This is a genomic window from Microbacterium pumilum (genome assembly GCF_039530225.1).
Lineage (GTDB): Bacteria > Actinomycetota > Actinomycetes > Actinomycetales > Microbacteriaceae > Microbacterium > Microbacterium pumilum.
Window position 1 is genome coordinate 1,611,187 of the sequence record NZ_BAAAOH010000001.1, and the last position, 26,310, is coordinate 1,637,496.

At 69.7% G+C, this 26,310-nt stretch carries 20 protein-coding genes; 8 read left to right on the forward strand and 12 right to left on the reverse strand.

What is annotated here, in order from left to right:
* The first annotated feature begins 171 nt into the window (after positions 1 to 171).
* From ABD188_RS07145 to ABD188_RS07155, 3 genes are read left to right on the forward strand one after another with little or no spacing between them, the layout of a single operon-like run.
* Positions 172 to 1,839 carry a PucR family transcriptional regulator gene (locus ABD188_RS07145; protein WP_344059928.1) on the forward strand — a complete coding sequence of 556 codons (1,668 nt, stop codon included), beginning with the start codon at positions 172 to 174 and terminating at the stop codon, positions 1,837 to 1,839.
* A gap of 54 nt (positions 1,840 to 1,893) precedes the next feature.
* Positions 1,894 to 2,334, forward strand: a complete 441-nt coding sequence (locus ABD188_RS07150; protein WP_344059930.1) for a helix-turn-helix transcriptional regulator — start codon at positions 1,894 to 1,896, stop codon at positions 2,332 to 2,334.
* Between the two features lie 10 nt (positions 2,335 to 2,344).
* Positions 2,345 to 2,752 carry a VOC family protein gene (locus ABD188_RS07155; RefSeq protein ID WP_344059932.1) on the forward strand — a complete coding sequence of 136 codons (408 nt, stop codon included), beginning with the start codon at positions 2,345 to 2,347 and terminating at the stop codon, positions 2,750 to 2,752.
* Between the two features lie 28 nt (positions 2,753 to 2,780).
* On the opposite strand, the gene ABD188_RS07160 is transcribed toward ABD188_RS07155, so the two are convergent.
* From ABD188_RS07160 to ABD188_RS07200, 9 genes are all read right to left on the reverse strand, one after another.
* Complete coding sequence (locus ABD188_RS07160) at positions 2,781 to 3,131, reverse strand: cupin domain-containing protein (RefSeq protein ID WP_344059934.1); 351 nt, start codon at positions 3,129 to 3,131, stop codon at positions 2,781 to 2,783.
* Complete coding sequence (locus ABD188_RS07165; RefSeq protein ID WP_344059935.1) at positions 3,128 to 4,564, reverse strand: NAD(P)/FAD-dependent oxidoreductase; 1,437 nt, start codon at positions 4,562 to 4,564, stop codon at positions 3,128 to 3,130. Before ABD188_RS07165 ends, ABD188_RS07160 begins: the two co-directional genes overlap by 4 nt.
* 159 nt (positions 4,565 to 4,723) lie before the next feature.
* Positions 4,724 to 6,379: an amidohydrolase gene (locus ABD188_RS07170; RefSeq protein ID WP_344059936.1), complete on the reverse strand. Its 1,656-nt coding sequence runs from the start codon at positions 6,377 to 6,379 to the stop codon at positions 4,724 to 4,726.
* Positions 6,380 to 6,512: 133 nt separating this feature from the next.
* Positions 6,513 to 7,436, reverse strand: coding sequence for an ABC transporter permease (locus tag ABD188_RS07175; RefSeq protein ID WP_344059938.1), 924 nt, complete (start codon positions 7,434 to 7,436; stop codon positions 6,513 to 6,515).
* Entirely contained in the window at positions 7,436 to 8,323 is an 888-nt protein-coding gene (locus tag ABD188_RS07180) for an ABC transporter permease (protein WP_344059940.1), read from the reverse strand. Before ABD188_RS07180 ends, ABD188_RS07175 begins: the two co-directional genes overlap by 1 nt.
* Positions 8,316 to 9,494 carry a polyamine ABC transporter substrate-binding protein gene (locus ABD188_RS07185; protein ID WP_344059942.1) on the reverse strand — a complete coding sequence of 393 codons (1,179 nt, stop codon included), beginning with the start codon at positions 9,492 to 9,494 and terminating at the stop codon, positions 8,316 to 8,318. Before ABD188_RS07185 ends, ABD188_RS07180 begins: the two co-directional genes overlap by 8 nt.
* 51 nt (positions 9,495 to 9,545) lie before the next feature.
* Positions 9,546 to 10,733 carry an ABC transporter ATP-binding protein gene (locus tag ABD188_RS07190; RefSeq protein ID WP_344059945.1) on the reverse strand — a complete coding sequence of 396 codons (1,188 nt, stop codon included), beginning with the start codon at positions 10,731 to 10,733 and terminating at the stop codon, positions 9,546 to 9,548.
* 272 nt (positions 10,734 to 11,005) lie between these two features.
* Positions 11,006 to 11,788: a DNA-formamidopyrimidine glycosylase family protein gene (locus ABD188_RS07195; protein ID WP_344059947.1), complete on the reverse strand. Its 783-nt coding sequence runs from the start codon at positions 11,786 to 11,788 to the stop codon at positions 11,006 to 11,008.
* 17 nt (positions 11,789 to 11,805) lie between these two features.
* On the reverse strand, positions 11,806 to 16,665 hold the full coding sequence (locus ABD188_RS07200; protein ID WP_344059948.1) for an Lhr family ATP-dependent helicase: 4,860 nt from the start codon (positions 16,663 to 16,665) through the stop codon (positions 11,806 to 11,808).
* Positions 16,666 to 16,793: 128 nt separating this feature from the next.
* Between ABD188_RS07200 and ABD188_RS07205 the strand changes: the two genes are divergently transcribed.
* On the forward strand, positions 16,794 to 17,819 hold the full coding sequence (locus ABD188_RS07205) for a hypothetical protein (protein ID WP_344059949.1): 1,026 nt from the start codon (positions 16,794 to 16,796) through the stop codon (positions 17,817 to 17,819).
* Between the two features lie 26 nt (positions 17,820 to 17,845).
* Here ABD188_RS07205 and ABD188_RS07210 read toward each other — a convergent pair whose 3' ends face one another.
* Both ABD188_RS07210 and ABD188_RS07215 read right to left on the reverse strand, forming a co-directional pair.
* Positions 17,846 to 18,031 carry a PspC domain-containing protein gene (locus tag ABD188_RS07210; protein WP_344059951.1) on the reverse strand — a complete coding sequence of 62 codons (186 nt, stop codon included), beginning with the start codon at positions 18,029 to 18,031 and terminating at the stop codon, positions 17,846 to 17,848.
* A gap of 58 nt (positions 18,032 to 18,089) precedes the next feature.
* Positions 18,090 to 19,676 carry an ABC-F family ATP-binding cassette domain-containing protein gene (locus ABD188_RS07215; protein WP_344059953.1) on the reverse strand — a complete coding sequence of 529 codons (1,587 nt, stop codon included), beginning with the start codon at positions 19,674 to 19,676 and terminating at the stop codon, positions 18,090 to 18,092.
* A 392-nt stretch (positions 19,677 to 20,068) separates the two neighbouring features.
* On the opposite strand from ABD188_RS07215, the gene ABD188_RS07220 reads away from it, so the two are divergent.
* Positions 20,069 to 21,088: a hypothetical protein gene (locus ABD188_RS07220; RefSeq protein WP_344059955.1), complete on the forward strand. Its 1,020-nt coding sequence runs from the start codon at positions 20,069 to 20,071 to the stop codon at positions 21,086 to 21,088.
* Positions 21,089 to 21,127: 39 nt separating this feature from the next.
* Here ABD188_RS07220 and ABD188_RS07225 read toward each other — a convergent pair whose 3' ends face one another.
* The gene (locus ABD188_RS07225; protein ID WP_344059957.1) at positions 21,128 to 21,790 is read right to left on the reverse strand and encodes an alpha/beta hydrolase; all 663 of its coding nucleotides are present in this window, start codon (positions 21,788 to 21,790) and stop codon (positions 21,128 to 21,130) included.
* A 75-nt stretch (positions 21,791 to 21,865) separates the two neighbouring features.
* Here ABD188_RS07225 and ABD188_RS07230 point away from each other — a divergent pair, with 75 nt between their 5' ends.
* The 3 genes from ABD188_RS07230 (at position 21,866) to ABD188_RS07240 (ending at position 26,294) form a co-directional block, all read left to right on the forward strand.
* On the forward strand, positions 21,866 to 22,534 hold the full coding sequence (locus ABD188_RS07230) for an NUDIX hydrolase family protein (RefSeq protein ID WP_344059959.1): 669 nt from the start codon (positions 21,866 to 21,868) through the stop codon (positions 22,532 to 22,534).
* Between the two features lie 35 nt (positions 22,535 to 22,569).
* Positions 22,570 to 24,495 (forward strand): M3 family metallopeptidase, encoded by a 1,926-nt coding sequence (locus ABD188_RS07235; RefSeq protein WP_344059961.1) that lies wholly within the window; start codon positions 22,570 to 22,572, stop codon positions 24,493 to 24,495.
* 200 nt (positions 24,496 to 24,695) lie between these two features.
* The gene (locus ABD188_RS07240) at positions 24,696 to 26,294 is read left to right on the forward strand and encodes a DivIVA domain-containing protein (RefSeq protein ID WP_344059963.1); all 1,599 of its coding nucleotides are present in this window, start codon (positions 24,696 to 24,698) and stop codon (positions 26,292 to 26,294) included.
* The last annotated feature ends 16 nt before the right edge of the window (positions 26,295 to 26,310 follow it).

The following is a 26,310-nucleotide window of genomic DNA, read 5'->3' on the forward strand; positions in this document are numbered from 1 at the left end:
CGGATGATTCATTCCCGTGCATGCCTTTCTGCCGCACCGATTATTCGAAGACGACCCGAGATCGGATTGCGCCGGCCGGCGCCTCGGCGCTCTGGCCGACATCCGGACAGATCGACCGGGTGGATTAGGCTGACGGAACCCCGGTACGGCAATCCAGAAAAGGCGTTGACGGTGCTCGAACGACGTGATGATCGGGCGATCAGTACAGATCGTCCGGGCCAGGCCTCGGCCTCCGAGACGTTGCCCACGGTGCGCGAAGTGATCGCGCTCGACGCGGTCGCCTCCGGCGTACCCGAGGTGCTGGTGGGCGATGACGCGCTCGAGGCGCGCGTGCGGTGGCTGCACGTCTCCGACAGCGCAGGCGTCGCGCGCCTGCTCGACGGCGGTGAGCTGCTCCTGTCGACCGGATCGTCCTGGCCCTCCGAACCGCCGGCTCTCCGCCGCTTCATCGGCGAACTGGCGGATGCCGGGCTGTCCGGCCTGGTTCTGGAACTCGGGACGCACCACCGTCACGTTCCCCCGGGTGTCGTCGAGGCAGCCGCGGAACGGGGACTCGCGCTGATCGTGCTCCACCGCGAGGTGAAGTTCGTCACGCTGACCGAGGCCGTGCACAGCCGGATCATCGCGGGGCAGACCGACGCGCTGCGTTCTCGTGACGAGGTGCGAGAACGATTCACGGCACTCGTGCTCCGCGGCTCGCCCGCCGACTTCATCGTCCATCAGGTGGCTCAGACTCTCAGCGCGCCCGTCATCCTCGAGAACCTCGCGCACGAAGTCGTGGCGGCCGAAGTCCCGCTGGCACTCGAGGAGGAGCTCTTCACCGAGTGGGAGCTGCGCTCCCGTTTCGCCCACCGACGCGCGCAGCAGCGCCGCGAGCGCGGCGGAGCCTCGCTGGGCGAGGACGAGTGGCTCGTCGTTCCGGTCGAAGCCCGTGGCATCCGCTGGGGCAACCTCATCGCGCTTCCGGGGCCCGATCACGCGGCCGGTCGCACCGCCGTTCTCGAGCAGAGCGCCATCGCGCTCGCGGTGGGCAGACTCGCAGACGGCGACTCCGACGAGTGGGGACGGATCGGGCGTCAGAGGCTGCTCGACGGCCTGCTCGCGGGCCGCTTCGCCGGTGCCGGGGGTGCGGCGGCGCGCCTCGAGGCGGCGGGTCTTCCGCTGCGCGGTGCACGGCTGTTCGGCATCGTGGTCTCGGGCGCGCCGGTGTCGGCGGAGGCTGCCACTGCGGCAGCCCGCGCACTGCGCGGACGCGCGCTCACCGGATCGGCTCCGGACGGCGTCGTCGCACCGGCATCCGCAACTCTGCTGTCGATCCCGGCCGACGTGACGTTCGACGACACCGCGGCGCTCGCGTTCGCCCGGTCGCTCGTCCAGGGCACCGGCGAACTCGATCGAGTGGTCGTGTCGGTCGGGCGGAGTGCGGAGGGGCTCGACGCGGCGCTGGTGTCGCTTCACGAGGCGGTCGACCTCGCGCGAGGCCGTCGTCGCCGCGCCGGGGCGGGGCCGCACCTGCGCCGCGCCGAGAATCGGCCGCTCGTACAGCTCGTGACCGCGCTGCGCGACGATCACCGGGTGCTCGAGCACGGTGAGCGGATGCTGGCGCCGCTGATCGTCCACGATCTCGGGCGCGGCGGCGACCTGCTGGACGTGCTCGAGGCGATGCTCGCGCATCCGGGCAACCGGACCGCCGCGGCATCCGCTTCTCATCTCTCGCGTTCGGTGTTCTACCAGCGCATCGCACTGCTCGAGGAGCTGCTCGGCGTCGATCTCGATGACGGCGAGACGCAGACGGCGCTGCATCTCGCATTGCTGGTACGGCGCAGCGCCGGGCGCTGACGGTGGTGGCCCGGGGGACTGACCGGTGTCGGGCTCCGGTGCTAGCGTCGGATCATGACCCCGCAGGAGATCGAGACGCTGACGTACCTGCGCCGCGCCCGGGATCTCATCGACCGCGAGTACGCGAAGCCGCTCGATGTCCCCACCATGGCCGCGAAGGCCCTCATGTCGCCGGCGCATTTCTCTCGCCGGTTCCGCGCCGCGTACGGCGAGACGCCGTACACCTATCTGATGACGCGCCGTATCGAGCGCGCCATGGCCCTGCTGCGCGAAGGGGCGAGCGTCACCGATGCATGCATGACGGTGGGCTGTACATCGCTCGGGTCGTTCAGCTCGCGATTCGCCGAGATCGTCGGAGAGTCGGCGAGCTCGTACCGCAACCGAGAGCATCACGCGGTCAATGCCATGCCGGCCTGTGTGGCGAAGTCGCACACGCGCCCGGCACGCAATGCATCGAGCAGGAATGGAGAAGCGGTGGCGCGAGAGGCGGCCTAAAGTCGCACTCATGACCATTGCACTCCGTTTCACCAATATCACCGTCAGCGATGTCGACGAGGCGATCGCGTTCTATCGCGACGGGCTCGGCCTCGAGGTCACGAACGACGTCGGCTCCGGCGATTACCGCTGGGTCACGCTCGGCAGCGAGTCCCAGCCGGGGCTCGGAATAGTGCTGTCGGAACCGCATGCGGGTCGTTCCCAGGCGGACGGCGACACCATGCAGGAGCTGCTCGCCAAGGGCGTGCTGCCCATGCTCGTCTTCGTGACGGACGACCTCGACGCGACCTTCGAGACCGTGCGCGCGTTCGGCGCCGAGGTTCTGCAGGAGCCCATCGACCAGGGCTGGGCGCGCGACTGCGCGTTCCGCGACCCGTCTGGCAACACCGTCCGCATCTCCCAGGCGGCCAGTCGCTGACCCGGGACCTGCTGCTCGGGGCGCCAGTTTACGGCGTGAGGTAGACCTTTCGCAGCGTCTCGCGCACGGTCCACACTGTGCGCATTCCCGCGGTGAGCCGCACCACGGCACCGGGCGCCAGCGGGATCGGCGGGAGCGCCGGGTCGACGAACTCGACCGTCGCGTCACCCGCGAGGACGACGAACAGCTCGTCCGCCTCGACGTCGCTCATCGCCCCAGGTGACATCTCCCACACCCCGAGCTCGGCGCCGCCGCTCTCATCGAGCGTCGCGTAGCCGGTGGTCGGGTCGCCCGCCACGATCTGTTCGGCCGGCACCGGATCATGCTCGAGCGGCAGAGCCGCGGCATCCGTCGCCGTACCTGGACTCAGCCGGCTCACGAGTCGAACCCGAGCCCGAGTGAGTCGAGCGTCTTCAGGAGGAGGTTGCGCCGTCCGCGGTTGTGATCGGCGCGGTCGAGAGACCAGCGTGTGGCATTGATGCCGACGGCCGCAGCCGGCTCGGGCGGGAAGGGCAGCGGGCGCTTGCGCACCATCTCGAGCTGAGTGCGTTCGGTCCGCTCGCCGGCGAGGAGATCGAGCATGACGTCGCCGGCGAACCGCGTCGCGGCTACGCCGAGTCCGGTGAAACCGGCGGCGTATGCGACGCGGTTGTCGCGGGCGGTGCCGAAGAACGCGCAGAACTGCGTCGAGGTGTCGATCGCGCCCGCCCAGCGGTGCGTGAATCTGGTGCCCTCGAGCTGAGGGAAGGTCGTGAAGAAGTGGCTCGCGAGCTTGTCGAACGTCTCGGGGCGATTCTCGTAACCCGACCGCACTCGGCGTCCGTAGTGGTAGACCGCGTCGTAGCCGCCGAACAAGATGCGCTTGTCGCGGCTCATCCGGAAGTAGTGGAACTGGTTCGCGAGATCGCTGATGCCCTGCCGGTCACCCCACCCGATGTCGTCGAGCTGGTCGTCGGTGAGCGGCTCGGTCATGAGCACGTAGTCGTATACGGGAACCGTCATGAGCCGATTGCGGCGGAGGAGCGAAGGGAAGACGTTGGTGGCGAGGACGACGCGCTTCGCCGTCGCCCGGCCGCCGTGTGTGATGACCGTGACGGACGCCTGATCGTCTTCGAGCCCGCGCACGGGCGACGACTCGAAGATCTCGACCCCGGCGTCTTCCGCGGCGCGTGCGAGCCCCGCTGCGAGCTTGCCCGGATGGACCAGCGCTGTCGCGTGCTTGTCCCACACCGCACCGAGGAAAGTCGGCGACGCGACGGAGGCCTGCACCTCGGTCGCGCTCAGCCGCTGGATGCCTTCGTCGCCGCGGGATGCGGCATCCGTCGCCCATTCATCGAGCCATTCGAGTTGGTGCGGCTCGGTCGCGACAGCGAGGCTGCCGACACGCTCCCAGTCCGCGTCGATGCCGTAGGCGGCGATGTCTTCGCCCATGGCGTCGAGGTTCGCCATGCCGAGCCGGTCGAGGGCCGCGATCTCGTCGGGCCACCTGCTGATCCCGTTCTCGTGGCCGTGGGTGAGGCTCGCCTCGCAGAACCCACCGTTGCGACCGGACGCCGCCCACCCGACCGTGCGCGCTTCGAGGATGACGACGCGGGAACTCGGGTCGCGACGCTTGGCATGCAGCGCCGTCCAGAGGCCGGTGTATCCGCCGCCGACGATCACGAGGTCAGCGGTGGTCGGGCCGGCGAGCCGTGGACGCGCCTCGCGTGCACCGAGGTCGTCGAGCCAGAACACGCTCTGCCGCGCGTCGGCGAGGCTTTGACGGATGACGGATGCTGCCGGCCGCTGTCGTTCGAAGACGGTCGTGCCCACGGGTATCACTTCCCTGTCGCTCGGTGCTCTTCCCATCCTTCCGGGCGCGTGCTCGCGACGCGAGTGGTGGCTGTCGGGACTTGCGCGACTTCCGGACAGGCTGTCGGGGCGGGGCGGGGCGGGGCGGGGCAAGCGTCGGGCCTGAGCACCGGGAGCGGGTCAGGCATCGGGTGCCGCGTAGACGCGGGCGCCCTCGACGAAGGTCTGCAGCACCCGCGTCGCTCCGATCTGATCGGCCGGACCGTCGAACGGATCGCGGTCGAGCACCGCGAGGTCGGCGTACTTTCCGGTCTCGATCGTGCCGGTGTCGGCGTCGAGATGGTTCACCCACGCAGAACCGGCGGTGTACGCCGTCAGGGATGTCGCGAGGTCGATCGACTGCTCGGGGAGGAACGCGTCGTACTCGCCCTCTTCGTAGCCGGGCGCGGACCTCCGGTTCACCGCGACGTGGATCGCCGCGAGCGGGTTGGGAGTCGAGACCGACCAGTCGCTGCCTGCGGCGAGCACGGCGCCGGAGCGCTGCAGGTCGCCGAACGGATACTGCCAGGCATCCCGAGGCGAACCGAGGAACGGCAGCGTCAGGTCGACCATCTGCGGCTCGAGGGCCGCCCAGAGGGACTGCATGTTGGCGGCGACTCCGAGCCGACGGAACCGCGCGATGTCTTCGGGATGCACGACCTGGATGTGGGCGATGTGGTGACGGTTGTCGCCGCGGCCGTTGCGGGCGATCGCGGCCTCGACGGCATCGAGGCACTCGCGCACGGCTCGGTCGCCGATGGCGTGGAAGTGCACCTGGATGCCCTCGGCATCCAGCCGGGGCACCGCCTCGGTGAGGATCTCGGGCGGCACGAACGAGATGCCCGAGTTGTCGGTGAAGTGCCCGTGGCCGTCGTGATACGGCTCGAGCATCGCCGCGGTGAAGTTCTCGGCGACGCCGTCCTGCATGATCTTGACGGATGTGGCGGCGAAGCGGCCGCCGCGGTAGCGCTCGCGACGCTCGAGGATGGAGGGGATCTGCTCGAGACCCCTCGCACGGTCCCACCAGATCGCCCCGACCACGCGGGCCGTCAGCGTGCCGTCGGCCGCGGCTCGCAGGTACGCCGGTGCCGCATCGATCAGGTCGGCGTACTCGCCGATGATCGCGTCCTGCCACGCCGTGATGCCGTAGGAGTGCAGGTACTCCTGCCCCCGCAGCAGGGCCTGCGTGAGCACGTCGACGGTGGTCTTCGGCAGCAGCCGGTTCACGAGCGACATCGCACCCTCGTGGAGGGTGCCGGTGGGCATGCCGTCCCCGTCACGCTCGATGCGGCCGTCCGCGGGGTCGGGCGTGTGCCGGTCGATGCCGGCGAGCCGCAGCGCAGTGGAGTTGACCCACGCGCCGTGGCCGTCGCGGTTGGGAAGGAACGCCGGGCGGTCCGGAAGCACGCGATCGAGGGATGCCGCGGTCGGCGTGCCGCCGGGGAACGCCGACATGCCCCAGCCCCCGCCGAGGATCCACTCGTCATGCGGATGCGCTGCCGCGTACGCGGCGATGATCTGCAGGTACCCCTCTTCGGTCGAGCCTGCGTTGAGGTCGCAGCGAAGCAGCTCGAGGCCGCCGGAGACGGGATGCACGTGCGCGTCCTGGAAGCCGGGCACCAGCATCCGCCCGCCCAGGTCGACCACTTCGGTGCTCGGTCCGATCAGCGCGCGGACGTCATCTCCGCCGACGGCGACGATGCGACCATCTGTCACCGCGACCGCGCTGGCGCGTGAGCGCACCGTGTCTGCGGTGAAGACGGGTCCGCCGCTGAAGACGAGATCGGCGTGGGGCATGGATGACTCCTTGGGGTGTTCGGTCGTTGAGCGACGAGCGAAGCGAGGAGACGAAACGCAGCGGCCCAGGCGTTTCGTCTCGGTCGCTCCGCTCCCTCGCTCAACCACCGAGAACGGAGCGACCGAACTGCCGTCAGCCGCCGGCCATCGTGCGGGCTATGTCGGTGGCGGAGTCCCCGGCGCGCCTGAGCACCCACGCCACGACGGCGAGCGCGAGGAGCGTGAGGAGGAGCATGACCGTCGAGACCGCGGCGATCTCGGGCCGCAACCCGCTCCGGAGGGCGCTGAGGACGTAGACCGGCCACGGTGTGGAGCCCGAGACCTGCACAAAGGACGAGACCACTGTGTTGTCGAGGCTGAAGGTGAATGCCAGCAATGCACCGGCGAGGACGGCGGGCAGGGCGAGCGGCAGCGTGACGCGGCGGAACGTCTGCAGCGGCGACGCGTAGAGGTCGGCGGAGGCCTCTTCGAGGTTCGCGGGGAGCCCGATCAGACGGGCGCGCACGATGTAGGTGACGACCGCCACCGAGAACAGCGAATGGCCGACCACGAGGCGCACGGTGCCGTCGTTGAAGATCGACATCCCGAGGTCCTGCCCGAGGAAGACCAGCCACGGCAGCAGCGACACCGCGTCGACGATCTCGGGCGTGACCGACACGAGCAGCAGCAGAGCGACGAACCAGTACGTCCACTTGCCAGGCTTGCGCGCGAGGGCGATGCCGGCGAGCGTGCCGAGCAGTGTCGCAAGCACCGACGCGATGGCACCCGTCTTGATCGAGACCAGTACCGCGTCACTCAGGACGCTCTTGTTCAGCAGCGCGAGGTATCCGTTGAACCCGAACTCGGTGAAGGCGGTCAGCAGGCGTCCGTTGTTGAACGAATACAACACGATGACGACGATCGGCGCGAACAGGAACGCGAAGATCAGGATGCTCCACACCACGAGCAGGCGGTCGGTGAGCGGTCGGCGATGCCGATGCAGGGGTGCCAGTGCCCGCGGGGCGCGAGGTGCTGCGGCATCCGGGCTCGCCATCGGACCCGTCTCGAGGGCGGTCATCACGTGACCTCCTCGAGGACGAGGCGATTGCGGCGGCGGAAAGGCAGCGAGACGAGCCACAGCAGGCCACCCATCACTGCGACCGACAGCATGATGATCGCGATCAGCATGATCGCCATCGCCGAGCCGAGCGCCCAGTTCTGAGCGGTCTGGAACTGGCTGGCGACCAGCTGTCCCACCATGTTGCCCTTCGCTCCGCCGAGCACGGTCGCCGTGATGTAGTCGCCCATCAACGGGATGTAGACGAGCAGTGCGCCGACGATCACGCCAGGCCGGGCAAGAGGGAACGTGACGCGTGCGAACGTGCGCCAGCGGTCGGCTCCGAGGTCCTTCGAGGCCTCGCGCATCGCGGTGCCGACGCGGTCGAACGCGACGAAGAGCGGCAGGATCATCAGCGGCAGGTAGTTGTAGACCACACCCAGCAGCACCGCGGGGCGGGTGTACAGGATGTCGAGAGGTCCGAGCCCCATGGCCTGGAGCAGCTGCGACAGCCAGCCCTGCGGCGAGAGGATGACCTGCCAGCCGATGGTGCGAACCAGGAAGTTGGTCCAGAACGGCACGAGCACCAGGGCGATCAGGATGCCCTTCATGTTCGCGGGTGCCTTCACGGCCATCCAGTACGCGACGGGCGCCCCGATGGCGAAGCAGATGGCGGTTCCGGCGATCCCGATCCACAGCGTGTTGAGGAACGTGTCGAAGAATGTCGGCGTCAGCGCCTCGAGGTAGCGGTCGAACGACAGGATGTCGTTGGCGTGCGTGCCGAACATCCCGGGCTTGTAGCCGAAGCTGTACCAGAAGACGACCGCGACCGGCGCGACGAAGAACACCAGCAGCCACGCCCACGCGGGAATCGCGAGCGCGAATGCGGGAAGGCGGACTTTACGCACCCGCAGCGGCCTTGGCCTTGTTCCAGATGTCGACCGTGCGCTGCTGGGCCTCGTTCACTTCGCCGTCGACCATGGTGTCGAGCTGCTCGGGTGTGAAGAACACGAGGTCGAGCATCTCGAGATCCTCGCCCTCAGCCGTGGCCTGGATGTCCTTGGCGCCCGTGTGGTATCCGATGTAGTCGAGCTCCCGCAGTGCATTCTCGGGAGTCAGCACGTAGTCGATGAAGGCGTGCGCTGCTTCGGGATGCGGCGCGCTCGCCGAAATCGCCCAGTTGTCCATCCACAGTTCGGTGGTGGGCGACCCGAGCACCCATTGCCACTTGTCGGGATCGGGGGAGTTGAGGATGCCCTGCCGTGCGTCGCCGTTCCACACCTGCACCAGCGCCTGGGTGCCCTGCGGGATCGCACTCGAGCCTGGGTAGGAGTCGAAGGCGGCGATGTTCGGTGCGAGGGTGTTCACGATGAAGTCCTCGCAGGCGTCGATGTCTGCGGTGTCGGTCGTGTTCCAGTCGATGCCGTTGGCCCAGTAGTACATCCCGGTGATCTCCGCCGGGTCGTCCAGAACACTGACCTTGCCGCTCGCCTCGTTCTGCGCGGCATCCAGGAAGTCGTTCCAGTCCTTCAACTCGCGCGTGATGACGGTCTTGTCGTACACGAAGCCCGTCGTGCCCCATGCCTTGCAGATGGAGTACTCGTTCGTGGGATCCCAGCTGCGGCCGAGGAACGCGGCATCCATGTGCTCGAGGTTCGGGATGAGGTCCTTGTTGAGCTTCAGCAGCAGGTTGTTCTGCACCATCTGCGGGATGAAGGCGCCGGTCGGAACGATGATGTCGTAGCCGCCGGTTCCCTTGGCCGCGACGAGCTTCGAGATGAGCTCTTCGTTGGATCCGAACGCGTCGACGGTGATCTTGGGGCCGAATTCCGACGTGAAGTCCGTCAGCACTTCGGGCGCGTCGTAGTCGCCCCACGAGTAGATCGACAGCTTGTCTTCGAGCGTTCCGCCGGTTGCAGCCGGTTCCGCCTTCGCACCAGGGGAGGCGCACGCTGCAAGGAACGCCGCGCCGCCGGCAGCGGCCGCGAACGAAAGGAACCGGCGGCGCGAGAGCTCTCGCACCAGGATGGGCGCGGCGTTGCGATGCGCCAGGATTCGGACGGGGTTCTGCTCGGCCATGGACGGGTCCTCTCGGGTTCGGGCTCGGGGGGTCAGGCGGCGATCGGTGGATCAGACGGGCGGGACCGCCTCGGCGGTCGGCGGCTCGACGAAGCCGGCGGCGGCAGCGGCGGCATCGGCGGCGAACACCTGGACGGATTCGGCACGCCACGAGCACCAGGCGGCGTCGCCGACCGCGAGCCGCGGGGCGTCAGGGGTGGGCCGTCGGGCGATGACGGAATGGTCGGGCCCGAGCTGCACCAGGAACTGCATCGTCTCGCCGAGGTGCGAGACGCCGATGATGCGACCCTCCGCCAGGTTCGCATCGCCGTCCGGCCGTGTCGCCGAGAGCTCGATGAACTCCGGGCGGATCGCGGCGCGCGCCGCGGCCCCCGCTGCCACAGAGGTCACCGGCTGCGCCGGCCGCACCAGCGCGCGTGGCGTGTCGACGGCGTCGGCATCCGGTGTCACGCGGCCGTCGAAGAAGTTCTGCTGGCCGACGAACGCCGCGACGTAGGCCGAGATCGGCGCGCCGTAGATGGTGTCGGAGTCGGCGAGCTGCTCGATGCGGCCGTCGCGCATGACAGCGATGCGGTCGCTCATCGACAGCGCCTCGCCCTGATCGTGCGTCACGAACACGAACGTGATGCCGAGCCGCGCCTGGATGAGCTTCAGCTCGAGCTGCATCTCTTCGCGCAGCTGACGATCGAGTGCGCCGAGAGGTTCGTCGAGCAGCAGGACGGCCGGCCGGTTCACCAGGGCCCGCGACAGCGCGACGCGCTGCTGCTGCCCGCCGGAGAGCTGGGTGGGCTTGCGATCGGCGAACCTCCGCATCTGCACCATGTCGAGCGCGGTCGAGACCCGTTCCCGGATCTCTGCCTTCGGAGTGCGACGCTGCTGCAAGCCATAGGCGACGTTCTCGGCGACGCTCATGTGCGGGAAGAGCGCGTACGCCTGGAACACCGTGTTCACGTCGCGCCGGTAGGGCGGCGTGCCCAGGACGCTCTGCCCCGAGACGAGGATGTCGCCGGCATCTGGTTCTTCGAAGCCCGCGATCATGCGCAGAGTGGTGGTCTTGCCGCACCCGGACGGCCCGAGGAGCGAGATGAACTCGCCCGGCTCGATCGTGAGCGACAGGTCATCCACTGCGAGCTGATCGCCGTAGCGCTTCGAGATGCGGTCGAGGACGACCGCGCCGCGACGTTCGTGCGAGAGGGGATTCGCCGTCGGAGCCATGTCCGAATCGGTCGCCGTGCTCACGTCGTGGTGCCCTCCTGCTCTCGCGCCGTGCAGCGTCGCACGGTGGTGGGATGTCTGGGTATTCAATATCGCCGAGAGGTGAGGTGCAACGTCGTGCTCGCCGAACCGGACGATTCGCGGTGTGCACGTGTCCAGACCGACAGATCGTCCGGTCCTGTGTGACGACTGGAAAACAGCGCGGTTTCGAACGGCGCAAGGCGCCCTTGGAGCGCCCGAGGGACAAAGTGCGACAGATCGTCCGCCTCAGCTCGAATCGTGGCAGCCGTGTCGTCTCATCGCGGCGCCGTCTGGCACTCCGGGCACCAGAAGATGTTGCGCTCGCGGGTGGGATCGGCACCGAGCGAGCCGCTGCGGATGAGGGTGCCGCAGCGCCGACACGGCCGACCCTCGCGCCCGTACACCCAGGTCGCGCGGCCGGGTCGAGAGTCCCCTGTGAAGGTCCGGTTGCCGCGATCCTTGTTCGCGCGGAGCATGCGCGCGCCGAGATCGACGATCGCCGCGGCATCCGTCTGACTGGCAGGAGTCGTGGGCAGGATGCCGCGCACGAACAGGATCTCGTTGGCGTACTCGTTGCCGAAGCCGGCCACGTTGCGCTGATCCAGGATCGCGACGTGGACGGCGCGCTCGTCGCTCGAAAGCCGGCGCGCCGCTTCGACCGGGTCCCAGGTCTCCGCGAGCGGGTCGGGTCCGAGATGGCCCACGAGCCGCTCCTCGTCGGCCGTCGCGACCACTGCGATGTCGGCGATATCGAAGCCCACGGTCTCGCGCTCGGCGGTGCCCACGATCGCCCGGGCGGTGTACGCGGGCTTGTGCCAGCGCTCCCCAGGGCGATAGACCCGCCACTCGCCCTCCATCTTCAGGTGCGAGTGCAGCGTGTAGTCGCCGATGTGGTGGAGCAGGTGCTTACCGCGCGGCACGACCTCGTGCACGACCAGCCCACGCAGGTCCACGGTCGCCGCCTGGGGAACCCGCAGCTCGAATCGCGTCACTTCGGCACCGGCGAGCGCCTCGTTCAGGCGGCGGGCGGCGCGGTAGACGCTGTCTCCCTCAGGCATACGGCGGCACCCGAGCCTCACGCACGGGCTGGACCCTGCGCCTGCCGGAGGGCGCGCGTCTCGTCGCCGGCCGTCAGCCGCCGCAGCGTCAGGCCGCGCGGCGACTCGACGAAGCCGGCATCCCGCAGCCCTCGACCGACGGGGGTCCCGTAGACGAACTCCCCGTTCACCTGCTCGATCGTCAGCGTGTCGAGTCGGCGGGCACGGGCGGTCACACCGAGGTCGCGGGTCGCTGCACCGAGCACTGCCTCGTCGCCCGTGAAGGCGAGTGCGGACTTGCCGCCGCGCTCGAGGTAGAGCGCCAACGTGCCGTCGACGATCACGACGAGCCCGCCAGCCTTGCGACCCGGGCGGTGCGAGATGCCTTCGAGCGCCGGCCAGGCGAGCGCCGCGCCGTAGGGGTTTGCCGGATCCGTCGCGGCGAGAGTGACGGCGAGCAGCGGCGGCGGGTCGGACACGCCGGCGAACTCACGCAGCCTGTCGACGGTGGCGGATGCCGCGAACTGCGCCGCGCCGAGCTTCTCGATCACGTACCCGCGGCGGCAGTGACCGGCCTCTTCGAACCCGGCGAGCACGCGATAGGCCTGAGCGAAGCCACCGGGAAGACCCTCGGCCTGCACGGCGCCCCGCGTGACGACCCCGTACCGGTCGAGCAGCAGGCTCGCAGCCGCGGTGGCCCGGAGTGCTGGGTCGTCCTCGGGGGCCGCGAGCAGCGACCACCGCCCTCCCACCGACGCCGGGCGGGGCACCGAGGCGGCGACGGTCCGCACCGCTGCGCCGCGGTACACCCGTGCGCGAGGTGTCTTGCGCGCCACCCGATGCGCCTGCGAACCGCCGCCGACGAGTGCGCGCACCGGCGCGAACGTATCGTTGGTCACGCGGCCCGCCCAGGTCAGGCTCCACAGCGCCTCGACCACCGCCTGTTCGTTCTCCGCACCGGTGAGCTGGCGCAGCTGCGCGGCGAAGTACGCCCCGCCTGCTGCGAGTGCGAGCAGCAGCTGAGCCTCGAGACTGCCTGGGGCGATGTCGTCCTCGGGAGGCGGGAGGGTCAGCGCGACGGCGTCCGCCGGATGCAGCGCGATCCAGCCGTCTCGCCCCGGGAGGCTGCCGTGGCCCGACCACACGACCTCGCCGGTCGCTGTCAGCTCGTCGAGCATTCCGGGGGCGTAGTCTGCGACGCGCGCCGGCAGCACCAGCGATTCCCATGCGCTCGCCGGGATCGGCACTCCGGCCAGCTGCTCGACGACGGCCAACACTCCGTCGATGCCGTCGAGCGGGCGGGTGAGGTGCTGCCACACCGGGAGGAACCGGGCGTACGCCTCCTGCGACACCGGTTCGACGCTGCCGCGGATCGCGGCGAGCGACCGCATCCGGAGCCGCCGCAGCACTTCGGCGTCGCACCACTCGGCCTCGTCGACGGCGCTCGCGCTCGTCGCCGATCCCACCCCGGTCCCCGAGCCGAACCCGGTCTCTGCGTCGAACGCGGTCTCTGCGTCGAACGCGGTCCCTGAGCTTGTCGAAGGGGCGGGCAGGAAGAATCCGCTGGCGACCCGGCCCTGCGACTCGAGTCGCTGCAGAGTGTGCCGTGCCACGGCGACGCCGACGCCGAGCCGCTCGGCGACCGCATCCGCTCGGAACGGGCCGTGGGTGCGCGCGTACCTGGCCACCAGATCGCCGAGCGGGTCGGCCAGCGGCTCGAGGAATGCGGTAGGGATGCCTACCGGCAGTGCCACCCCGAGGGCATCGCGGAGTCGCCCGGCGTCTTCGATGGCGGCGACTCGGCTGATGCCCGCGATCGTGATCGGGATGGCGCGGCGGGCATCGATCAGCGCGGTCAGGAGGGCTTCGGCTTCGGCCTCGGTCGCGGTGGCCGAGCCGTCAGAGGGCTCCAGGCGCGCCTGCACGTCGGCGGCACTCTGCGGACCGAGGATGCGGAGCAGATCGGCCACGCCCTCGACGCCGCGTGCCCGGCGCTCGGGGTCGAGCCGCTGCGCTTCGCGCTCGAACTGGGCGATCACGTCGGGGTCGAGCAGCTCGCGCATCTCGATCCGCCCGAGGAGCTCAGACAGCAGCGCCGGATCCACCGAGAGGGCTGCTGCCCGGCGCTCGGCGAGCGGTGAATCGCCCTCGTACATGAACGCGCCGACGTACCCGAACAGCAGGTCGCGCGCGAACGGAGACGGCTGCGAGGTCGTCGTCTCGACGAGCCGGATGCGGCGCTCGCCGATTGCTCGCGCGATGCGAAGCAACGCGGGCACGTCGTAGACGTCCTGCAGCACCTCGCGCAGCGTTTCGAGGATGATCGGAAAGGTCGGGTAACGGCGGGCGACTTCGAGCAGCTGGGCCGAGCGCTGACGCTGCTGCCACAGCGGGCTCCGCCGGCCGGGATTGCGGCGCGGCAGGAGCAGGGCTCTGGCCGCGCACTCGCGGAAGCGCGAGGCGAAGAGCGCCGAGCCGCCGACCTCGTCTGTCACGATCTGCTCGAGCTCGTCGGGGTCGAACACGAAGAGGTCCGCGCCGGGCGGTTCGGCCGCGGCATCCGGCACCCTCGCGATGATGCCGTCATCGCTCGCGACGGCCGAGCCCTCCACCCCCAAACGCTCGCGGATGCGGGCGTTGACGGCGAGTGCCCACGGCGAGTGCACCTGCATGCCGTACGGGGAATGCAGGATGACGCGCCAGTCGCCCACCTCGTCGCGCGAGCGCTCGACCGTGAGGGTGCGGTCGGTCGGGAGGGTGCCGGTCGCCTCGCGCTGCTCGCTCAGGTAGGCCAGCAGGTTGCCCGCGGCGTTGTCGTCGAGGCCGGCATCCCGCAGCCGATCCTCGGCCTTCTCGGGGGTCGCGGCCGAGACCTCGCGCGAGAACTTGCCGAGCGCCTCGCCGAGCTCTGCCGGGCGGCCGATGCCGTCGCCGTGCCAGAACGGCACCTTGCCCGGCTGACCGAACGCCGGCACGACGTTGACGCGGTCGTGGGTGATCTCGACGATCCGCCAGCTGGTGGTGCCGAGGGTGAACACGTCGTTCACCCTCGATTCGTACACCATCTCTTCGTCGAGCTCGCCGACGCGTGCGTTCTGCGACTCACCTGCGATGAAGACGCCGAACAGTCCGCGATCGGGGATGGTGCCACCGCTCGTCACAGCGATGCGCTGCGACCCGGGGCGCCCGGTCAGCGTGCCGTGATCGCGATCCCAGACCAGGCGGGGACGCAGCTCGGCGAACTCGTCGGAGGGGAACCTGCCCGCCAGCAGATCGAGCGTCGCCTCGTAAGCGGATCGCGGCAGTGAACGGAACGGTGCACTGCGCTTGAGCGTCTCGAACCAGCCCTCGACGTCGACGGGTCCGAGGGCGCTCGCGGCCACGGTCTGCTGGGCGAGGATGTCGAGCGGGTTCTGCGGGATGGAGATGGACTCGATCTGCCCCGCGAGCATGCGCTCGGTGACGATCGCCGTGTGCAGCACGTCGCCGCGGTGCTTGGGGAAGAGCGCAGCCCGGCTGACCTCGCCCACCTGGTGACCGGCGCGGCCGATCCGCTGCAGGCCGGATGCCGCGCTCGGCGGCGCCTCGACCTGGATCACGAGGTCGACCGCGCCCATGTCGATGCCGAGCTCGAGGCTGCTGGTCGCCACGACGCAGCGCAGGATGCCGGACTTCAGCTCGTCTTCCACCTGCGCGCGCTGCTCCTTGGAGACCGAGCCGTGGTGGGCCTTCGCCAGGACGGCATCAGCACCTGCCGTTGCGCCGGCTTGGGCCATCATCGCGGCGGGCACGCCCGGGTACGGGAGTTCCAGGCCAAGCCGCTCTGCGTAGATCTCGTTCAGTCGTCCGGTGAGCCGCTCCGCGAGTCGACGCGAGTTGCAGAACACGATCGTGGAGCGATGTCGGACGATGCGGTCGACGATCGCCTCTTCGACGTGCGGCCACACCGATCCGGTGAGCTCGGTCGACTCGGGGCGGTGGGCGGTGCGGGACCCGGTCGAGCCGTCCGAGAACCAGTCCTCGTCCACGACGTCCGCGGAGTCGACCGAGTCGTCGGCCAGGGCCTCGGTCGGGACTGCCTCGGCGCCCGGCGGCGGGGGAGGGTTGAGCATGTCGTCGACCGGCACGATCACGCGCAGGTCGAAGGCCTTGGTGGATCGCGGAGCGACGATGTCGACGGGCGCAGCGCCACCGAGGAAGCGTGCGACCTCATCGATGGGTCGGACGGTCGCCGAGAGTCCGATGCGCTGTGCGGCCGCGACACCCGGCTGGTGCGCCTGGCGCAGCGCGTCGAGCCGTTCCAGACTCACCGCGAGGTGTGCGCCGCGCTTGGTCGCGGCGACGGCGTGCACCTCGTCGACGATGACGGTGTGCACTCCCGTGAGCGTTGCGCCGGCTTGGCTCGTCAGCATCAGGTAGAGCGACTCGGGGGTCGTGATCAGGATGTCGGGGGGCGCCGAAACGAGCTTGCGCCGGTCGCTCGAGGTGGTGTCGCCGGATCTCACACCCACGGTGACGTCGGGCACGGCGATGCCGAGTCGACGGGCGGACTGGCCGATGCCCACCAGCGGCGAGCGGAGGTTGCGCTCGACGTCGACGCCCAGTGCCTTCAGGGGCGAGATGTAGAGGATCCGCGTGGGGGAGGGCACGGCATCCGTCGACCGTCGCTTCCTCCCCGTGGCGACGGGCGGCGCCGCATCCTTCTCGTGGAAGACCCGGTCGATCGCCCACAGGAACGCTGAGAGCGTCTTGCCGGAGCCCGTGGGCGCAACGACGAGGGCGTGCCGTCCGAGCGAAATCGCATCCCACGCGCCGATCTGCGCATCGGTGGGCCGCGGGAACGCGCCACGGAACCAGTCCTGCGTAGCAGGGCCGAACCGCTCGAGCACATCGCTCATCCATCCATCTTCGTCGGTGGCGGCGACATCCGGGCGGGGTTGACGACGTTGCACGATCGTTGTGGAGGGAAGCCAGGATCGCGACACCGAGTGGATAGATTCACTCGACAGTTCGGAAAGGATGGTCTATGCGACGCTCCCTTCTCGCCGCAGCCCTCGTCGCGGCGGCCGTGCTGGTGGTCGCAGGGTGCACCAGCGCACCCGCGGCTACCAGTCCGGCCGCAACGCGGACGCCGACGCCGACGCCGATCGCGACGCCGACGCCGATCGCGACGCCGACGCCCGAGGCGCTGGTCGTCGGGCCGGCCGAGAGGCCTCCCGTCGTCTTCGACGGAGATTGCGATGCCGCGCTGACGGTCGAGCAGGTCGACGCGGCCACGGGGCTCGCCGTCGAGGAGCCGCTCAGTGAGTCGGTCGGCAGCATCGCCAACGTGGGCGGACTCACGTGCAGGTACGTGGGCGCCGATGGCACGGTGCAGGTCCAGATCCTCCCGGCGACCGGACTGGGCGACAGCGAGTTCCCGCCCGGAGAGGTCGACTACTACTTCGAGGCCTGCGACCCGATCTGGGTCTGCGCTTCGCGCACCGAGACAGCTGGGCTGTGGATCGCGTCCTCGTTCGAGCACGCGCCGGACATGACCCGCGAAGGGGTCGATGCCTGGGGCGATGCACTGAGCGGGCAGATCGACGCTGCGTTCGAGGCCACCCCCAAGGATCCGTGGGAGCGCGACACGACAGGATGGTGGCCAGTGCTGGATTGCGCCGCGGTAGGTGCGCAGCTGGCAGGCGCGGCCGAGGGCATCACGGGTGAGGACTCGTCAGGCTACTTCGATCCGCCGTCTCCAGGTTTCGTGATGGCGAATGCCGCATCCCACCCCTCCCAGTGCGCCCTCGAGGAGAACGGCGCGCTGGTCGTCGACTTCTCCGCGCTTGCGGGCGTGGCGTGGGAACTCGAGGGAGCGACAGGCTTCGTGCCCGTCGATGGCGCTCCTGGGATCCAGTCGAAGGCGGGGTCGGGCAGAGGACCGTTCAATGGCGTCCCCTATGTCATGACCGATGGCGTGAACGTGATGCACGCCGAGATCAAGCCGACCTCGGCGTGGACGGTCGAAGAGATCGCGCAGGCGCTGGCGGGCGCGGCATCCGGCTGGTGACGCACCACGGCGGCGGTGGGCGCCGTTCACCGGCGATCGAGCGGGATCACCAGCCAGAGGATCAGGTAGAGCCAGATCGACAGGCCGAAGAACAGCACGGAGATCACCATCAGGGCGCGGATCACCGCGACGCTCATGTCGAAACGGTTTGCGATCGCGACGCAGACGCCGGCGATGACACGGCCGTTGCGAGGGCGGATGAGTTCGGCCATGCGCCCATCCTGCCCCCGCAGCCCTTCCGTGTGAAGCCGAGCCCGCAGTTCGGCAGGCTCAGCGCTCCGTCAACGCGCCCTCCGCATCCAGTTCGAGCAGCAGGCTGACGCCGAGCCGCTTCACGAAGGCGTCGTCGTGGCTGACGACCAGGACTGCACCTCGGTAGGCCGTGAGCGCCCCGATCAACTGGTCGACCGTGTCGAGGTCGAGGTTGTTGGTCGGCTCGTCGAGCACGATGAGCTGCGGCGGCGGGTCGGCGAGCAGCACTCGGGCCAGCGCGACGCGGAACCGCTCACCCCCCGACAGCGTCGACACCGGCCGATCGACGCCTGATCCGCGGATCAGGAATCGTGCGAGTCGATTGCGAAGCTCGGTGACCGGCACCTCGGGGGCGGCGATCTGCACGTTGTCGAGCACTGTGGCAGCGTCATCCAGCCCGTCGACCCGCTGCGGCAGGTATCCGACGCGGTCGGTGTACAGCACTGAGGATTCGCTCGCACCGTGCAGCAGATGCTCGAGCAGTGTCGTCTTGCCGGCCCCGTTCGGTCCGATCAGGGCAACGCGTTCCGGACCCTGGATCACCCACGAGCGCGCGCCGTCGCCGATCTTCGCGATGCGGCGCCCGGCGGGAACACCGGGGTCGGGCAGGTCGATCCGCACGGTGCCGTCGTCGCGGACGCGGCGCTCGGCCGCATCGAGTGCCGACCGCGCGGCGGATTCCTTGTCGCGCGTCTCGGTGCGCAGCTTGCCGGCGGACACCTGTGCCGCGCTCTTCCGATTGCCGGCGATGATCCCCGGCACTCGCTTCTCGAACTGCGCCTTCCTGCCGACCGCCTGGCGCTGTGCGATCTTGGTCTCGGCCTCGATTCGATCCTTCTTCTCGCGACGCACCACGGCGGCGGCTGCCACCTCGGCTCGTTTCGCGGCGGACTGCTCCGAGTCCAGCCACGCCCGCCACTCGGAGTAGGGACCGCCGAACACACTGAGCTCGTTCCGGTACAGCTCCGCGGTCTCGTCCATGAGCTCGAGCAGCGAGACGTCGTGGCTCACCACGACGAGCGTGCCGCGCCAGCCTCGGACCATCGCCGCGAGGCGCGCCCGAGCTTCTCGGTCGAGATTGTTGGTCGGCTCATCGAGCAGCGCGATCGATGCGCCGCGCAGACGGATGCCGGCGATCGCTGTCAGCACGGCCTCGCCGCCCGACAGCTCGCCGACGCGTCGATCGAGCATGCCCGGGGCGAGCCCGGCTTCGGCCAGTGCGACGTGCGCGCGGGATTCGACATCCCAGTCCGAGCCGACGGCGTCGAAGTGCGAAGGATCCACGTCGCCCGACTCGATGGCCCGCAGCGCGCCGAGCGTGGCCGAAACGCCGAGCAGGTCGGCGACGGGCCGGTCGACGTCGAGCGTGAGTCGCTGCGGAAGGTATGCGACATCCGCTGACGTGGTGACGTGCCCGCCGGCGGGTGACAGCTCGCCGGCGACCAGGCGCAGCAGCGTGGACTTGCCGGAGCCGTTGCGGCCCACGAGTCCGGTGCGTACGGCGCTGAACGCGCCGGAGACGTCCGTCAGGGCGGACGAGCCGTCCGGCCACGCGAACGAGACGCGGTCCAGGACGATGGAAGGGGTGAGGGTGTGAGCAGGCATGAGGTCCTTCGTGTCAGGGGTGCACTGACACCGAAGCCCGCGAAGCGTCCGGCAGGGAGCCGAAGCAGGTAGCGGCGGGATCGACGGTCAGCGCGGCGGAAAGCGCAGACACGTCGACGGGACGGAGAGTGTCACCGGTTCTGAGGAGCGGCGGGGCCGCTCATCGAGGTCGACGATCAGCGCGTGGTTACAGCGCGGTCGCGACGATCTCGGTCAACTCAGTTCCTCACACTCGGGACAAGGTCGAGACAAACGATAGCGGATGCCACTGGCCGACGTCTGAAAATGTGCCGGGACCGCGGCGGACGTATCGAATCGATAACTCTGCCTGCGAGCGGTCGGAATCGGCGGTGCCCGGTCGGCTAGCGTCGGCTGACCGTCGAAAGGAAACGATGTCCTCCCGCCATGTCGTCGCCGTTGCCGTCGCGATCCTGATCGGGGGATCGCTCACCGCCTGCGCGTCGCAGGAGGTGGAAGCCGCTCCTCCATCGGAGCCGACCGCGAGCCAGACCCCGGCACCGACACCGACACCCACTCCGACCGTGCTGGTCGTCGGTCCGGGCCAGCGACCGCCCGCATTGTTCGACGGCGACTGCGACCAGATGCTGTCGCCCGAGGAGGTCACCGCGGTCCTGGGCCGACCGGGCACGCTCGACACCATTCAGGCGTCGACGGGCTACAACGTCATGGCGGGGGCGGGCGGGTTGCACTGCGTGTGGGTCGCCGACAACGTGGACGGCCTGCACGTCGCCGTCTTCCCCGAATCAGGAGTGAGCGAAGTCGACCTTGCCGCGGTCGACCCCGATCGCGTCGGCGACGACTGCACATGGTACTGCGGGGTGGTTTCCCGCCAGGACGGGTACGTCGTCGTGACCAACGTGAACGGGATCGATGCGCGCCACGACGACGCGGTGCGAACCTCGGCGCTCGTGACGCCGTTGGCCGTGGCCAATGCTCGAGCGACGGCAGAGCCGTGGATCCGGGACCGCACAGGCTGGTGCGAGCAGGACTGCGCTCAACTCGGTGCCGAGGTGAGCGCTGATCTGGGGATGTCGCTGACCGGCGAGGAATGGGGCATCTACATCGACCCGCCCCTGACCGCCGGACTGCTCGCCGACGAGGCCGCCCGGTTCTGGGCGTGCCGTCTCGTCGACGACGCCGGCCAGTACGCCGAGGTATGGGCCCACTCGGGCGCCGCGTGGGGAGCGGGGGACGGACTCTCGTCGAGTGGTCTGCCGGCGCCGTGGCAAGGAAGGGCGGTCGAGGAGGAGATGCGGAATGACTTCGTGCGCGGCTCTGGCCGGCGCATGACCGACGGCGTCAACCTCGTCACGCTCTCGCCTGTGCCCATCGAACTCGGCGTGGACGTCGGCACGCTCGCCACGGCGGTCGCGGCGGCGCTCACTCCTTAGCCCGCGTCCGATCCGTCGTCAGCGGACGCATCGACAGGCTCAGCGACCGCGGCCCGCGTCGGATTCGAGCTGTTTCTCGAGGAAGACGGTGACGTCGTCCAACTCCTGCTGCGAGACGCTGTGGGTGAGGCCCGGATATACCCGGCCGCTGAGGTCGGAGTGCTCCGGCAGCCACAGCGTCGTGTGGGTGACGAGAATGTCCGGGATGACGTCATCCCGCGTTCCTCGTCCCCAGAACGCCGGCGGCCGCGACGCTGCGAGAACGCCGTCGCCGGGGAGCTCGCCGGGGGTCGCGTAGCCGCTCAGATTCACGAGGAACGACAGGCGCTCGGGATCGAGCCGCATCGCCTGGATGCCTACCGCCGCCCCTTGAGAGAAACCCAGGACCCCGACCTGAGCACCCGGCGCGACCTCGTCGAGCCACGCGAGCAGGCTGGTCGCGGCATCCGTCACATGTGTCGGGTCGCGGCTTTCCAGCCCCTCGATGGGGTACCACGAATACCCGGGCGTGGGCCATGGCGGGGCGAGCGGAGCACGAACGGCCGCCACGACGAACTCCGGGGGCAGTGCGGCGGCGAGGCCGAACAGGTCGCGCTCGTCGGCACCGTACCCGTGCAGGAGCACGAGCAACGGCCTGCCGGAACGCTCGCCGGCAGGCGCGGACCACAGCACGGCCTCGGAATCGAGCGATGGGAGCGGCACGCCATCCATCATGCCGCGCCGCTCCGACGCGCGGGGAAGGTATGCCTGGTCCGACCGACGGGGTATACAGGAGACATGCCCGTCCGAACCCCAGACCCCGATCCGAACGAGCGCGACGATCAAGGCACCCCCCGCGACCCCCTCGGCGGCATCGGCGCGTCGTTCGGGCGCGGGGGTCATCCACTTGGCGACGGCTCGTTCGGCTCGCCCACGCCGGCGAGTGCCTCCAATCCCGGCTGGCTCAGCGACATCGAACTCGCCGAAGCGCGACGACGGATGCCGATGCTCTATGTCGAGGCCGTGCCGGTGCGCACCGACGGGGTCGGTGCCGTCACCGAGGTCGGGATCCTGCTTCGTGCGACGCCGCTCGGCGAGATGACCCGCACGATCGTGAGCGGCCGCGTGCGCTACGGCGAGACGGTGCGCGATGCGCTGTTCCGGCACCTGGAGAACGATCTCGGCCCGATGGCGTTCCCGCTCCTTCCACCGCAGCCGGTGCCGTTCACGGTCGCGGAGTACTTCCCCATGCCGGGGCTGAGCGCGTTCCACGATGACCGCCAGCACGCCGTCTCGCTCGCCTTCGTCGTGCCCGTCAGCGGTACATGCGAACCGCGCCAGGACGCACTCGAGGTGACCTGGATGCCGCCGGCCGAGGCGGCATCCGATGCCCTCGCGGCCGAGATGGAGGGCGGTCGCGGCACCCTCATCCGGCTGGCGCTGGCGAGCGTCGGCGCGCTGCGCTGACCGTCGGATCGAGGCATGCGTCGTAGGCTCTTCGGGTGACCGCTGACGCTCTCGAACCGCTTTCGTTTCCCATCGACGCCGCCGGCTGGGAGCGGTTCTCCGACGAACGCCCCAGAGCCCGGCTCGCCGCGGTGCAGGACGTCGACGCCCGGCTGAAGGACGGGGTCGCGCTCAGCGCGATCGAGCGTCTCGAGCTGTGGAACGACGCCGACATCGCGCTCGCGGAGGCGCTCAGCGAAGCGAACCTGCTCAGTGAAGCGCACCCGGATCCCACGGTGCGAGCGACCGCGGAGTCTCACGTGCAGGTCATGGAGGCGCTCAGCAGCGCACGGCTGCTCGATCGAGACCTCTGGCGGGTGTTCGCGGATGCCGCCGCCGACGGCCTCGACGACGAAGCGGCAAGGCTGCTGGCACATGTGCTGCGGGACTTCCGGCGCGGTGGGGTCGACCTCGAGGATGCCACCCGCGAGCGCGTGCGGATCCTCACCGAGCGCGACACCGAGCTGTCGCTGACCTTCTCGCGGAATATCCGCGAGGGTCGGCGGGAGGTGAAGGTCGCGCCCGAAGGGCTGGCGGGTCTGCCCCAGGACTTCATCGACTCGCATCCTGTGGGCGACGACGGGCTCGTCACCCTGACGACCGAATACACCGACCTCATGCCGGTGCGAGAATATGCTTCGGCCCGCACCACGCGTGACGCCCTCACCAGCGCGTACAACGAGCTGGCTTGGCCCGAGAACCACCAGGTGCTCGCCGAGCTTCTCGAGGTGCGCGCCGAGCGGGCACGCCTGCTCGGTTTCTCGGACTGGGCGGACTACGAGACCGAGACGCGCATGATCGGCTCCGGCGCAGCCATCCCGGAGTTCCTCGCCCGGCTGGACGCGGCATCGGCCGAGGCGGCCGCTGCCGAGTTCGTACGGCTGCAGGAGCGCCTGCGCCGAGAGGTCCCGGATGCCGAGACGGTCACGATCGCGGACTTCTGGTACCTGCTCAGCGGGCTGAAGCACGAGGACTATGACGTCGACCCTCAGCTCGTGCGCTCGTACCTTCCGTTCGATCGCGTCCTTCCCGGCGTCCTCGATGTCACCGGCCGCCTGCTCGACCTGGAGTATGTGCCGATCGCCGAGTCGACGTGGCATGCGGACGTGCGCTCGTACGACGTGATGCGAGGCGAAGTCCGTCTCGGCCGGATCCACCTCGACCTTCACCCACGCGACGGCAAGTTCAACCACGCCGCCTGCTTCCCACTCGCTCCGGGAATCCGCGACCGCAGCCTTCCCGAGGCGGTGCTGCTCTGCAACTTCTCGCGCGGGCTGCTCGAGCACGACGAGGTCGTGACGTTCTTCCACGAGTTCGGGCACCTCGTCCACGACATCCTCGCCGGCCGCCAGCGCTGGGCCCGGTTCAGCGGCGTGGCGACGGAATGGGATTTCGTCGAAGCGCCGAGCCAGCTGCTCGAGGAGTGGGCGTGGGATGCCGATGTGCTGCGCTCCTTCACCGCGAATGCCGCGGGCGAGCCGATCCCCGCCGAGCTCGTCGCGAAGATGCGCACTGCCGACGCGTTCGGCCGCGCACTCGAGGTGCGCCGCCAACTGGGCCACTCGAACGTGTCGTACCACTTGCACGTCGATCGACCCGCCGACCTGCAGGCCGCCACCGAAGGGTGGTACGCCAGGACGTCTCCCGTGCAGCCGCTGCCGGGGCTGCATCCCTACGCCGGTTTCGGGCATCTGACGGGTTATGGCGCGTGCTACTACACGTACCAGTGGAGCCTCGTGATCGCTCGCGATCTGCTCTCGGGCTTCGGCGCGGGGCTCATGGATCCGGAGTCGGCGGAGCGCTACCGCCGCGAGATCCTCGAGCCCGGAGGCAGCCGCGACGCGCGCGATCTGGTCGCGGCGTTCCTCGGTCGTGACTACTCGTTCGAGGCGTACCGGGAGTGGCTCACACCCCGGGCGTGAGCATGGCCGCCGCCGGGTAGTATTCCACTACCCGAGGCGCACCCCCCGCGCCGAACGACCTTCAACGGTGTCGCGGAAGTCGCGCGACGTCCCTCGCCCTCCACCGCCGCCGGCGTGCGCGCCGCGACGTGGAAGGCGGGGCCGTCGGCCTGCACTCCCCGCGACGATCGTCGAGATCAGCAAGCCGAGAAGCGAGAGACATGTCCGATCACGTGCCGCCGCCCCGAAACGCCAGGGTCGAGGAATCGTCGCCGTTCGACGAACTCCTGAGCGGTCAATCCGCACCGGCGCCGGCCAGCACCACCTTCACCACGGCGTTCCGTGGCTATGACAGAGACGAAGTCGATGAAGCGATGCAACGACTCACCGCGCGGCTTCGCGCTGACGGCGACGAGATCGCATTGCTGGAAGAGAGGTACCGGCGCTTGACCGAAGCGGCGACCGCCCGCAGTCGCGAGTTCGCGGCGGCCAACGACCGCGCCGCGAAGGCCGCCCGGCAGGCGGAGGCCGAGGCCGCGGACGAGCGGAGACGCGAGGCCGTCGAGCGGCTCGAGGCCGAGCTCGTGGCAGTGAATGCGCGAGCGGCGAACGCCGAGCACCGGGTGGAAGCCCTCACCGCTGAGCTCGTCGAGGGAGGCGGTCAGTCCGCCGACCGTCCGCAGTTCGAGGAGATCCTGCGCGTCGCTGAGGACCAGGCCAGTCTCGTCATCCGCAATGCCAGCGTGCAGGCCGACCGCCTGCTCGAGGCTGCGCGCGAAGAGGTCCTGAACCGCCGCAGAGAGGTGCAGGCCGAGTCGGAGTCGATCCTCATCCAGGCGCAGCACGACGCCCAGCAGGCGCGGCTGCGCATCGAGACCGAGCTCACGGCTCATCAGGCGAGGCTCGAGCGCGAGGCGGCCCACGCCGCCGAGAGGGTGTCGCAGGCCGAGCAGGAGGCGGCGGCCATCCGCACCGAGGCGGAGAAGGGCGCCGCGGCGCTGCGGTCCATGGTGGCTCGCGAGACGACGCTGGCTCGCGCCGAGGCCGAGGAGGCCGTTCGCGAGCTGCGGGTCTGCGCGCTCGAGTTCGAGGAGTCCCTCACCCGGCGTCAGGATGACGCCCAGCAGGAGTTCCTGCTGCTGCACAACCAAGCCGTCGCGCACGCCGAGCGCATCACACAGGATGCGAACGAGCAGGTCGGCGCTTCACTCGAACACGCCCAGCGGCTGGCTGCCAAGGCCGACGACTTCGACCGGCTGATGCGTGCCCAGGCGCAGCAGATCGAGGCGGATGCCAACATCCGTGCTCGTGATCAGCTCGACCGCGCCCGCGCCAAGGCGCAGAAGATCATCGAGACCGTCACCGTGCACTCGCAGGCCGTGCTGCGGGACGCGGAAGACCGCACTCGCCAGCTGCGGTGGCAGCAGCACCAGCTGACGAGCTTCATGTCGGAGGTGAACGAGCTCATCCGTCCGGAGATGCGCCTCGACACATCGCCCGAAGAAGCGGCCGAGGATGTCGTGGTGCACAGGGCGGACGTCCGGGCCGGGGCGGACGTCGACGAGGACGGTCAGACCGAGCCGGCGGAGCTCCTCGATGAGTCACCGCTGCCTGAACCGGTTGAAGATGATGGCGCGACCGCTGAGCACGACGAGCCGACCCAGCAGGTCGACCACGCAGAACACGTCGAGCACACCGCGCGGGTCGAGTTCTCAGACCAGGATGGCGGCGCCGACGAGCCGGCTCACCACGATGACCACGATGAGCGCGCCGAGCAGCACGAGTACGTCGAAGCGGCATCGGCGCACCACGAGCACTGAGAGTTCCGGTCGTTGA